Annotated in this window: 11 protein-coding genes and 3 pseudogenes; 8 read left to right on the top strand and 6 right to left on the bottom strand. The window is 60.8% G+C overall.

Annotated features, from left to right (window positions below; all coding sequences use genetic code 11):
• Positions 1–446 precede the first annotated feature (446 nt).
• Positions 447–623 (top strand): hypothetical protein, encoded by a 177-nt coding sequence (locus NMD14_02710; protein XEI33384.1) that lies wholly within the window; start codon positions 447–449, stop codon positions 621–623.
• Between the two features lie 152 nt (positions 624–775).
• Here the strand turns inward: NMD14_02710 and NMD14_02705 are convergent, their stop codons facing one another.
• Entirely contained in the window at positions 776–1273 is a 498-nt protein-coding gene (locus NMD14_02705; protein ID XEI33383.1) for a GNAT family N-acetyltransferase, read from the bottom strand.
• Positions 1274–1401: 128 nt separating this feature from the next.
• Positions 1402–1747: pseudogene (locus NMD14_02700) on the bottom strand (HDOD domain-containing protein).
• Positions 1748–1899: 152 nt separating this feature from the next.
• On the opposite strand from NMD14_02700, the gene NMD14_02695 reads away from it, so the two are divergent.
• On the top strand, positions 1900–2163 hold the full coding sequence (locus tag NMD14_02695) for a hypothetical protein (protein XEI33382.1): 264 nt from the start codon (positions 1900–1902) through the stop codon (positions 2161–2163).
• Positions 2164–2242: 79 nt separating this feature from the next.
• On the opposite strand, the gene aphA is transcribed toward NMD14_02695, so the two are convergent.
• Both aphA and NMD14_02685 read right to left on the bottom strand, forming a co-directional pair.
• Positions 2243–2806 (bottom strand): acid phosphatase AphA, encoded by a 564-nt coding sequence (aphA, locus tag NMD14_02690; protein ID XEI34700.1) that lies wholly within the window; start codon positions 2804–2806, stop codon positions 2243–2245.
• Between the two features lie 275 nt (positions 2807–3081).
• Positions 3082–3756: an adenine nucleotide alpha hydrolase gene (locus tag NMD14_02685; protein ID XEI33381.1), complete on the bottom strand. Its 675-nt coding sequence runs from the start codon at positions 3754–3756 to the stop codon at positions 3082–3084.
• Positions 3757–3870: 114 nt separating this feature from the next.
• Between NMD14_02685 and NMD14_02680 the strand changes: the two are divergent.
• The 3 genes and pseudogenes from NMD14_02680 to NMD14_02670 all read left to right on the top strand — a co-directional run bounded on the left by NMD14_02680 (position 3871) and on the right by NMD14_02670 (position 5448).
• Positions 3871–4349, top strand: a pseudogene (locus NMD14_02680) (replication endonuclease).
• A complete protein-coding gene (locus tag NMD14_02675; GenBank protein ID XEI33380.1) occupies positions 4340–4837 on the top strand; it encodes a hypothetical protein in 498 nt (165 codons plus the stop codon). The pseudogene NMD14_02680 and the gene NMD14_02675 overlap by 10 nt, the downstream one beginning before the upstream one ends.
• A gap of 2 nt (positions 4838–4839) precedes the next feature.
• A complete protein-coding gene (locus NMD14_02670; GenBank protein ID XEI33379.1) occupies positions 4840–5448 on the top strand; it encodes a 3'-5' exoribonuclease in 609 nt (202 codons plus the stop codon).
• 388 nt (positions 5449–5836) lie between these two features.
• On the opposite strand, the gene NMD14_02665 is transcribed toward NMD14_02670, so the two are convergent.
• Both NMD14_02665 and NMD14_02660 read right to left on the bottom strand, forming a co-directional pair.
• Positions 5837–6880 (bottom strand): phage portal protein, encoded by a 1044-nt coding sequence (locus tag NMD14_02665; protein XEI33378.1) that lies wholly within the window; start codon positions 6878–6880, stop codon positions 5837–5839.
• Positions 6880–8640, bottom strand: a pseudogene (locus tag NMD14_02660) (terminase ATPase subunit family protein). Before NMD14_02660 ends, NMD14_02665 begins: the two are co-directional and overlap by 1 nt.
• A gap of 178 nt (positions 8641–8818) precedes the next feature.
• On the opposite strand from NMD14_02660, the gene NMD14_02655 reads away from it, so the two are divergent.
• The 3 genes from NMD14_02655 to gpM are packed head-to-tail and all read left to right on the top strand — an operon-like array spanning position 8819 to position 11449.
• Positions 8819–9610, top strand: a complete 792-nt coding sequence (locus NMD14_02655) for a GPO family capsid scaffolding protein (protein XEI33377.1) — start codon at positions 8819–8821, stop codon at positions 9608–9610.
• 9 nt (positions 9611–9619) lie between these two features.
• Positions 9620–10642 carry a phage major capsid protein, P2 family gene (locus NMD14_02650; GenBank protein XEI33376.1) on the top strand — a complete coding sequence of 341 codons (1023 nt, stop codon included), beginning with the start codon at positions 9620–9622 and terminating at the stop codon, positions 10640–10642.
• Between the two features lie 9 nt (positions 10643–10651).
• Complete coding sequence (gene gpM, locus NMD14_02645) at positions 10652–11449, top strand: phage terminase small subunit (GenBank protein ID XEI33375.1); 798 nt, start codon at positions 10652–10654, stop codon at positions 11447–11449.
• Positions 11450–11498 lie beyond the last annotated feature (49 nt).

Here is an 11498-nt window from a genome sequence, read left to right as displayed (position 1 = left end):
TTTTATGACTGATAGCTGCGGATATTTGCTGCTGATAGCACCTTGATTACACAGAGGAAAAGCGTACTTACTTCAATATCGGCAAATTATTGTTTGCTTTTTATTCATTTCGCGGAGAGAATGCGCGTCGGCTAGTTAATCAGCCCTGTTTATGTTCGCAATGCTTCAACGTTAGATGAATCCTGCCAGTACACACATAACCTCCCTCTGATTTACTCGCCTTGAGAACCGTCAGGCTGTCTGCCTGCGTTGCCCGGCTCTCACGGTGCAGACCCGATCTGCCCACCCAATTTGATTTATGCATCAGCATATTCCTTGAAAGTGCAGACGCCCCTTAACCGGGCTGGGTATTCCTGCGCGCTTGTCGTTCACCCAATCGACCGCGCCCATTGACCTGACATTTGCCAATACAAGGAGCAAACACCTAATTTATATAGAGAAATACCATGATGAAAGCAGTACAAACACACAAGCCCCTGCGTCGTAGCAAGCCCATCAACCTGCCTGTGCAAGAGCACGACAATGATGCGTTTCTGATCCAGTTCAGCACCCGCTTCAGCGGCGGTTTCGCCATCTCCTGTGATGGTATCGCTGGCGAGTTCTCCATCGAAGACCTCAACTGATCCTGCCTGCCCTCCGGCAGCGCCCGATGCAGACAGGCCGCAACTCACGGCGGCCTCTTTGCTTCTCTCACGCCTTTAGCCAGACCCAGCCTCTTGCTTGTCCTCAGCCTGGCAGCTACCTCACCATTCGCTTCCCCGCTCTCTGACCTTGATCACTGCTCCAGCAGCAGGCACTCATCGGCATCTTCGCTCAGCTTGACCAGTCTACTGCGCACCAGCCCCAGCTTGGCCAACAGGCCGATGGAACGCTCGTTGCCCGGAGTGACGATGGCAACTACCTGCCCGATCCCCAACCGGCTTTTGCCATCGGCAAGGGCGGCCTGCGCCGCTTCAATGGCGTAACCCTGACCGCGATACTGCGGCAGGAAGGCGTAACCGATATCGACCTGCTCCAGGGTATCGCGTTTGATCAAACCGCAGATACCGAGGCTGACACCGTCCTCCTTGCGCTCCACCAGATAGAGCCCGTGACCATAGCGGGCATAGCTGACTGCCGGCCCCTGCTGGATATACTCCTGCGCCTGTTCGAGGGTGCGAATGCCCCGATCACCGATGTAACGATAAAAGTCGCCGTCATTGAGCAGCTCAAGGATGAAGGGGGCATCGGTGGCGATCATTTCGCGCAGGATCAGGCGGGAGGAGGCAATCATGGCAAGGGCTCTCAGACGGAAAGTGAAGGGCAAAGAGTGCCCCGTCGCTCCCTGGCTGGCAAGCCTGCGGCACCATCAGCCATGAAAAAGGGGCCGCGTTGGCCCCTGATGAGATGGAAGATAAGGCCTCAGGCCGCCAGCAACCCGGCATAACCGTTGCCCTGTTCCCGCAGCGCAGTGAACTGGGCGGCACAATCGGCCCAGCTCAGCCCCAGCGCATCTGCCACTTTGTGGGGCCACTCGGGCGGCGCCTCTTCCCCCACATCGGACTGGCCCGCCCCTTGTGCAACTCCAGATCGTGGATGTGATGGACGGTGTTTTCCGGCAGGCCTACGTGCCTCACCAAGCGGCCGAGAGCGTAGAGCTGGCGCAGGTAAAGACCTCCTCCCCCTTCATCCTTTTCTTCACCGCCAGACGACGCGCCAGCTCAGCCACGTTGCAGACGCAGCCCCAGCAGTGTTTGAGGTCAATGCCGGATCGGTGTTCCAACCTGCTTGCCTTGGCAAACGCCTCCTCATTATGGGTAATAAATGGCCTCCTCATCGGATTGTTTATTCGCAGGCCGTTCAAGGTGTTAGCCCCATTCAGGCTATACTGGCCGCCACATTCACTGTTGCGGATATCCCATGAACGACACTCAGGAATTTTTTGACGAAGAGACGCTGCTGGAGATGGTGGAGAACCAGCTCAACGATGGTCACCCGCCCCATGTGAAGGCAACCCTGATGCGGCTGGTGATGAAGGGCACCCCGCGGGAAGAGGCGCTGCAATATATCGCCTGCGCCCTCGGGGCCGAGCTGATGGCGATGGAGGCCGATCAGGGCCCCTTCAATCTGACCCGTTACGGCGAGTTCCTCGATAGCCTGCCCGAGATGCCGTGGGCTGACTGAACGGTACCGGCATCGCACTGAGAAAAACAGAAGGGCGAGTGTCTACACACTCGCCCTTCTTGTCTGAACCGAAGCAGGATCAGAACTGGGAGTTGATGATCACCTCTTCCCCCAGCGCCCCTGCCAGCGGCAGTGGCCGGTAGCTGGAGTTAGCAGCCCGCAGCAGGCGGATGCCACGAGCGCCGATCTCCTGCGCTGCTTTGATATCACCATCAGAATCGCCGTAGAAGATCTTCATCTGCTTATCCTTGAGCCACTGCACCTTGGTGTTCTGGCCTGGCTGATCACCGGCAAAGATCACCGGATTGAGCTGGGCAGCCGGGATGTTCATGGTCTGCTGCAGGGTCTGGCTCACGGTTTCAGTCTTGGTAGCCGAGCGACCGGTGACGAAATAGATATGGTCACCGCGCTTGAGGTGCATGGCGATGAGCGCCTTGCCCACCTCTTTCGGCATGCTGAACGCATCCCAGCCGTTGTTCATCTTCTCCCAGAAGGCGGGGTTCTTCAGATAACTCTCGTCGTTGGGCGAGAACTCCTGCTTGCCGCGATAAAAACCGGGGCTGGAAAAGAGCAGGGTATCGTCGATATCAAAACCGACCGCAATCGGGGGCAGGCCATCCAGGCTCTTGGCGATCTGCTCCACCGACACCCAGTGAATGGGGGCCTGCTGGGCCAGCGTAACGGTAGTGACACCGGCAGGAACCGGCAGGAACCGGCTGAACTGTGGCGGCACCACCAGCTACGGCGGGCAGAGAGAGAGCGGCAGCCAGCAAGGAAGCGAGCAGCGCTGGGCGAAAGAGGTGTTTCATCAGGAAGTTCCGTCATTTTCAATCAAAAAAGAGGGCGGTCAGAGTGACTGTATCGCCCAGTGTAAACTGTGAGTGGACTTGCAAAAAAGAGCGCTTTGCCCGTAAAAAATTAATCACCGAGCGGCAGCAGATCGGTAAAGACAAAGCCGTCACGCACTACTGTCTCGCCGACCCGAATGCCGAGCGGACGGGAGAACATGGGGCCATCATAGGCCAGGGTGTGAAACTCGCCGTTCTCACCGCACGGATCGACGACCTCCGGCAGCGCCGCCAGCAGCGCCTGGTCAAAATCGTGACCACCCAGGCTGGCATCCAGCTTGTTCGGGTCGAGGGTGCTGATCCGCGCTTTCAGCCCTGCTGCCACCATCTGTGGCGCCAGTTCACGGGTATTGCTGCCCCACAGTGGGAACAGCGGTTCGATGCCGGTGCCTGCCAGCTGCTGTTCACGGTAGGCGCGCACATCCTCAAGAAAGAGATCGCCAAAGGCCATATGGCGGATCCCCTGCGCGACCACATCGGCGATAAAGCCGGTCATGATGCGGGCGTAATCCTCGTTGCTGCAGGGCCAGGGCAGATCGATGGTGATGAGGGGCAAACCAACACAGTCAGCCTGTTCAGTCAAAAGCTGCTTGCGTACCCCGTGCATCGCTACCCGCTCGAACTCCTGATTAAGGGTGGTAAACAGCCCCACCACCTCGATGGTTGGATCTTGCCGCAACTGATGCAATGCCCAAGCACAATCCTTGCCGCTACTCCAGGAGAGCAGTACCCGTTTCTTTTCCATCAATCCTCCGCCAGCGGGGCGCGCTGGATTTCCCCAAAAGCGGCCCCCAAAAGATGCAAAACAGTGTTGTGAGTTGCGCGATTTACACACAAGAGGCAGGCAGCATACTCTCGATCACCTCTATATGCTCCTTGGAGCTCTGACAATAACTGTACGCGGCCGGATCCAGAGGCCTACGCGGATCAGTTAATGGTAGAGCAATGGGGTTTATCCCCCTCTCTATCGACCGATTACGCTCTGGCTCGAACGTCAGCGTGGACGGTTTCACCCTCTGGCTGGAAAACGGCCAGTTGCAGGCGGCACGCGCTGTGCCGAGCGAGCCGGACTGGCAGCCAGCGGGCCAGCGGCCAGCCGAACAGGGCCAGCCGGACGAATACGCCCTGCCGCAGGGGGACGAAGACTGGCCAATGCTGGTCGAGCTGTGCGGCAAGGTTTACCGGGCACAGGGCCACGCCGGTACGCACAGCTGGATCGAGATGCTGCCGGAGCCCTATCAGTCACACATGTGGGCCGAACTGGAGCAGCTGGACACCCCGGAGTGGCTGCAAGAACAGAACGACTACCAAGAGGAGGAGGAATGGGCATGGGCATAAACAACCCGCAGGCGGTCAGCCGCGAAGCGTACCGCCGCCTGGATAATCGGGTGACCTGCATCCTGCAGCAGCGCTGGCCCGCCAGCGAGATCAGCCAATGGGTGGGGATGCTGCAGGGCAAACAGCAGGCGGTAGCCTGCGCCATCCTGCGCCGCCGCCATCCGCGCCCCGCATCGCTGGGCCTGCCGGACATCGCGCCCCCAGCTCCGAACCCGTATCAGACCAGCCCCAGCCGCCAAACCGTGCCGCTGCGCTCGGCCGATGGCCGCACCGTTGGCCGCCGCCATGTCGTGCCGGGGCTCACCCCCGTGGCCATCGACCAGAACGGCACCATTCGCTGTGCCGCTACCGGACGGACGCTGTTTATCGCCCCCGGCAGCCCAATCGACCGCGCCAACCCGGGCGCCGCCGACCGACTCAACCAAACCTATCAGCCCGCCCTGCACCAGGTTGTGGCCGATCACCGTCAAATTGAAGCAGGAGAGTAGCCATGAATAACGTAATGCTGGATCTGGAAACCATGGGCAGCGGGCCAGACGCGGCCATCGTCACCATCGGGGCCGTGTTCTTTGACCCGCTGACCGGTGAACTGGGCGCCGAGTTCGAGGCGCATATCGCTCTGACCGACAGCGCCAAATATGGCGTGATGGAGCCAGACACCGTGCTGTGGTGGCTGGGGCAGAGTGATGAAGCCCGCGCGGCCATCATGCCATCTACGAAGCACAGCTCGTTGAGAGAGTCGCTGCTGGATCTGTTCGAATGGATGCATGGCGGAGATCAAGGAAGCAAGCCGGGGTTGCAGGTTTGGGGCAACGGGGCCAGCTTTGACAACGTGATCCTGCGTCACGCCTGCAATGCCGCGAAAGCCCCCTGCGGCTGGGGGTATTGGAACGACCGTGACGTGCGCACCATCGTTGATCTCGGGCGCACCCTGCTGGGATTTGACCCGAAAAGAGACATGCCATTCGAGGGCGTGGCCCATCGCGCGCTGGACGATGCCAAGCACCAAGCCCGCTACGTCAGCGCCATCTATCAGCGGATGCAGGCTGCGATCAATGGATGCGGAATGGTTGCGGCTGGGGAAGGTCGAACAGGGTGAAACCGCAAGGATCTGTTTGATTTTGTAGGATCGCGCAAAGGATCTGTAACAACGGGCGCGGCCAGTGCTGGCGCGCAGCGACCCAAGGCGGCGGGAGCCCTGCACCTGCAACAAAAGCGCTACAAAAAGCGCGCAGGCGGGGCGGGGTTCGACGGCGCGCCGTTGGTGCTGACGTCCGTGCGATCCTGTGGGCGCAGCAGGACGCCTCCCAGCGTTTCGGCGGGATTTAGTGGAGGGGTTCGGGCGTGAAGCGAGGCATCAGAGACGCGCACACAGGCGCTTATGCGAGGGGCGAAAAAACCCGCCAGAGTGTGCATCGTTGAGAGGCATGGCGGGTGTGTTGAGCGGATGTTAAGTCATCGGCGGCGGCGTGGCAATCTCATTGCGATCAGCTGGCCATCGCCTCCAGGGCCAGCTTGTACGGGTCAAACCGGATGATCTCCTCCCCGGCCAGCTGATTGAGCGATTCGAGCGACCGCCGCAGGCTGTCCAGTTCGTTGGCGTCCAGCACCTGGGCGGCCTTGATGGCATCACCAAACCCGCCCGCGTTTTGCGGCACCACCCCCAGCAGCGTGGGCGGCACCCGATGCGCCGCAAGCTGGTCATCCCGGGTCGCCGATTTGATGTTGAAAAAGTCATCCTTGGCGGCCACTTCGCTGACCGGGATCAGCTGCAAGCCATCCTTCTTCCCGTTCGGCGCGTACATAAACAAATTTCGGAAGTTGCCCGGCCCTTTGCTGTCGCGCATCGCCTGCCGAAGATTGCTGATATCGCTCTCATTATGCAGCGAGTCGGTCATGTAGAGGATGAACCCGGCATGGCTGCCGTTCTCATAGTATTTGCGCCGGAACAACGTCGCCGACTCATTGAGCAGCGCCGAATTGAGCACCGCCACATAATCCGGGATGCCATACACCCCCTGATTGATATCGTCCTCATACACATGCAGCACCTCGCCGCGCGCCAGCTCAACCTCCCGCGCTGGCTCGGCGATCCACCAATAGCGGCTCAGGTCGTCATACCCGCGCCGGGTGTACTTGGCATGCATCCGCTCATAGCGCATCGCCTGACCCAGCCGGTTATTCACCCGCCGCAGATAGCCATTGCCAAACACCAGATAATCCAGCGCCAGCCCGGTGAAATCCGCCAGGCTCAGCTTGGGATGCGGGATAAACCCAGAGCGCAGGATGTTGCGCTTGAGCTGGATGGCCGCCGCATGATGCACCGCCCCGCGATACACCCGCGCCAGCCCACTGAGCGACAGCGGCGGCTCATACCATTTGCCGTTGTGCATCGCCTCCAGATAATCAAACACCTCGCGCTGGCTGAGCACCGGCAGCGGATCCCCGAAGGTAAACGCCTGCATTGGCGCAGGCGCAGCAGCCGGCACAGCGGCCGGAGGGTTAGAACGATAGCGGCGCTTGCGGCTCATCAGCAGATCTCCATCATGGATTGATTAGTTGTCGTCGTGCCTTCCAGCGGCTCATGCAGCAGAGCCTGCATCAGCGCCCAGGCGATATCGGCGTGGCTGGTCTCGACCGACCGCCCCGCCTCGAAAGTCGGCATTTTCCCCCGGCTGTCACCCCGCGGCGGATGGACATAAACGCCTGCGCCAGATCGGTCCAGCCCGCGTCAAACTCCAGCCGCCCCTTGCCCATCACATCCTGTGCCTTCATCACCATGCGGATCTTGATGCTCGGGTTATAGGGGATGTCCGTCACCGCCGGGTAAAACTGCCGCACCAGCTGCAGCACCCCCTCACCGATACCGGTCGAATCGACCCCGATGTAGGTCACGTTGTAACGCAGCGTCATCTGGCGCACCGCCTCGGCCTGCGCCGCAAAGTCCATCCCCTTCCAGCGATGGCGCTCCAGCACCCGAAACTTGCCGCCCGCCACCGCCGGGGGCGCCAGCACCACGCATCCGGCGCTGTCGCCATCCCCGCCCTTGGCCGGGTCATACCCGATCCACACCGGGCGCTGACCCAGCGGGCGATCGGCAAACGGCTTGTAATCCGTCCACTGCTCCCAGCTGTCGACCATACAGCGCTGCAGCGTCGCCAGCGGAAACACGCTCGACGTATCATCGGCAAACTGGCACATCAGCAGCTGCGCATACTCATCGGCCGAGTAATCCAGCCGCAGCTGATTAAGGTCAAAAAGATTGCAGCCGCCCTCGATGGCATCCTCGACTGTCACCACCTGCCGCCACTGCCCATCCTCACACAGCCGCCCCGCTCGCAGCGCCTCGGGGCTCACATCCAACTTGATATGATCGACTTTGGCGCGGCCGCGGTTAAACAGCGCCCCGCTCCAGAACGGATAGGCATCGTGCGACAGGCTGGACGGCGTAGAAAAATAGGTAAGCCGCCACTTCTTATGCATCGCCATGCCGCTGGCGACCTTGCGCAGCTCCTGAAACTTCGGGATCCAAAAATACTCATCGAGGTACAGATTGCCGTGGTACGACTGCGCGGTGCGCGAGTTCGTACCGAGGAAATAGAGGATCGCCCCGTTGCTCAGCGTCATCGGGTCGCCTTTAAGCTCGACCCCCACCTCCAGCGCAAACGCGGTGATGTACTGCTTGAACACATGGGCCTGCGCCTTGCTGGCCGACAGAAAGATCTGGTTGCGCCCGGTCACCAGCGCATCGACCAGCGCCTCGCGCGCAAAAGAAGGTCGCCCCGATCTGGCGCGACTTGAGGATATCCCGGGTGCGATGCTGCAGCCCGGCCTCATACCACACCCGCTGATAGTCAAACATCGACTCATTGAGCAGCGTGATCAGCTTGGCCTGCTGCTCATCATCAAACGCATTGCGCACCGCAGATTTTTTGGGGCCGGAGTTGCGGTTCGCCACCCTCGGGTTGAGGTCGGTCTCATTGCCGCCAGCGGTATAGCGACCGATCCGCGCCATGCGCTCCTGCTGCCGAAACAACAGATCGATCTCCTTGTAATCCGCGCCTGACTTGAGCTCCTTGCCAAGCAGCTGGCACAGCCGCGACTCGAGCGCCATATCGACCCGGTCGATCGGCTTGATATCGTCCCAGCCGTCGCGCGCCTTCCACGCGCCAACCGTGCCTTCTGGGGTGTCGATAAGCTCCGCAATTGCGCGGATTTTGTACCCCTGAAAATACAGGTGCATGGCCTGTCGGCGGGGATCGAGGTGGGGAAACAGTAATGGTGTCGTCATGCCCGCATTTTGCGGCACCCGCGCAATCCCCCGCGCGCCCCGCTTGTTGTGAGCAACACACCGACAACACAGACAAGTTGAAGGATCTAACCAACAAACCAGACCATGGAGGCCGAAAAAACCGCCAACACCCAGAGGGCTCATGATGGCAGCGAAGGCAAAAATGAAACGAGTCGCCATGTCCGGGCAAACCACGGACGGGCGCAACATCAGCGCGGACTGGCTGCTGCAGGCCGCCGCCAACTACAACCCCGAGAAATATGGCGCCCGCGTCAATCTCGAACACTATCGCGGCATCGTCCCCGATGGCCCGTTCCGCGCCTACGGCGACGTGCTGGCCCTCTCCACCGAAACCATCACCATGGATGGGCAAGAGAAGGTGGTGTTGCTGGCCGATATCGCCCCCAACGCTGACCTGCTCGCCCTCAATAAGGCCGGGCAAAAGGTCTACACCTCCATCGAGCTGGATCTGGACTTCGCCGGCAGCGGTCAGGCGTACCTGGTCGGCCTCGCCGTCACCGATAGCCCAGCCAGTCTTGGCACCGAAATGCTCAAGTTCGCCGCCGGTCAAGGTGACGCCAACCCGCTGGCCAGCCGCAAGCAGCGCCCGGAAAACCTGTTCAGCTCGGCCATCGAAACCGAGATCGAACTGACCGAAGCAGACCAGCCAGGCCTGCTCGAGCGCGTCAAAGCCATGTTCAAAAAAGACAAAGCCGCCACCGGCGCCAGCTTCACCGAAGTACACCAAGCCGTTGAACACATCGCCGGTGAAGTCGCCAGCCAGGGCGAGCAGTTCGCCGCCAGCGTTGCCAAGCTCGAAGGCCTGCTCGATGAGCAAAAAGCCGCGCTGGCCCAGCAGGCGCAAAAACTCAGCGACCTGCGCGCCGAGCTCGAATCCACTGAAAACCTGACCCACGAACAGCTCCCGCCCGCCGCCGGCGGTGCCGTCACCGCCCTGACCGACTGCTAAGGACTCAAAATGCGTACTCAAACCCGCGAAAAATTCAATGCCTACACCGCCCAGGTGGCCCAACTCTCCGCCGTGGCCTCGGCCGTGCAGATGTTCACCGTCGAGCCATCCGTCCAGCAAACGCTGGAAACCAAGATGCAAGACTCTGTCGCGTTCCTCGGCATGATCAACCTGATCCCGGTCGATGAGCTCAAGGGCGAAAAAGTCGGCATCGGCATCAGCGGCACCATCGCCGGGCGCACCGACACCAGCGCAGACAAAGAGCGCGACCCGTCCAACCCGACCGCGCTGCAAAATCACAAATACGAGTGTCACCAGACAAATTTTGACACCTACATCACCTACGGCACGCTGGACGCCTGGGCCAAATTCCCCGACTTCCAGATCCGGGTACGTGATGCCATCCTGACCCGTCAGGGCCTCGACCGCATCATGATCGGCTTCAACGGCGTCAGCGCCGCCGCCACCACCAACCGCACCACCAACCCGCTGCTGCAGGATGTCAACATCGGTTGGGTTAAGCTCACCAAGACCGACGCCCCGGCCCAAGTGATCAGCGAAGTCACCGCCGCCAGCGGCAAGATCCACGTCAACGCCACCAAAGGGGACTATAAAAACCTCGACGCGCTGGTTTACGACCTGGTCAGCGAGAAGATCGCGCCCTGGTACGCCGACGACACCGATCTGGTGGTGCTGGTTGGCCGCAAGCTGCTCTCCGACAAATACTTCCCCATCATCAGCGATGCCGCAGACAATCAGAACGCGCTCGCCGGTCAGGTGCTGGTCAGCCAGAAGCAGATCGGCGGCCTCAAGGCCATCCGCGTCCCGTTCGTGCCGGACGGCACCCTCATCGTGACCAAACTCTCCAACCTGTCGATCTACTACCAGCTGGAAGGCCGCCGCCGCATGGTCGAAGAGGTGCCGAAGAAAAACCGCATCGTGAACTGGGAGTCCAGCAACGACGCCTATGTGGTCGAGGATTACGACTGCATCGCCATCGCCGAAAACATCACGTTTGAAGCCAAGGCGTAAGGGGGCGAGATGACACCAGCCCGCCGCCATACGCAAATGATCAAGGCCGCCCTCGCCGGGGCGGCCTCACCTCAACTCGACCGTCAGCACGCCAACGCCTACGAAATGCAGCTCATCCAGCTGCTGGAGCACAGCCGCACGCTCAAGGGGATCCAGAGCATCGAGCGGAAAATCGATGCCAAGCGCGCCATGCTGGACGACTTCACCCCCTGGATACAGGGCGTGCTGCAGGGCGATGCCGGGGGTCAAGATGACGTGCTGGTCACTGTCATGCTCTGGACGCTCGACACCGGCGATCTGGCGGACGCGTTTAATATGGCCGACTACGTGATCCGCCACGGTCTGAACACCCCGGACCAGTACGAGCGCAGCGCCGCCACCCTGATCGCCGAAGAGGTGGCCGAGAACGCCATCAAACTGCAAGACGTGGGCGATGGCCCCAGTCTCGGCCTGCTCTCTGCTTACCTCAATCTGCTGAAAGACTCGGACATGTTCGACCAGGTGCGCGCCAAGCTGCACAAGGCGGTGGGCCGCGCCTGCTATGCCGAGGGGCTCAAGGATGAAGCGGCCGAGCACTACCGCCGCGCCATCGAGCTCCACGACAAAGTGGGCCTGAAAAAAGATCTGGAGGTGCTGGAGCGGGAAATTAAAAAGCAGAAAGCCGCAGAACTGCCAGTCGCCAGCGACGTGAGCGCAGCCTCTGTTACGGCACCGGCTATCGCCGAGGCCAGCCCCAAACCAGAGCAAGAGCAAGAGCAAGAGCAAACCACCGAACAGCCAGCCCCCGCCACCGGCGAGGCCAGCTAACCGAGCGTACCCCGCAGCCGGGCGGCTCGGGCCTGATGCAGGCAAAACG

The sequence above is a fragment of the Aeromonas veronii genome (assembly GCA_041319085.1).
GTDB classification, from domain to species: Bacteria; Pseudomonadota; Gammaproteobacteria; order Enterobacterales; family Aeromonadaceae; genus Aeromonas; species Aeromonas veronii_F.
This window is presented reverse-complemented; position numbering and strand designations above follow the sequence as displayed.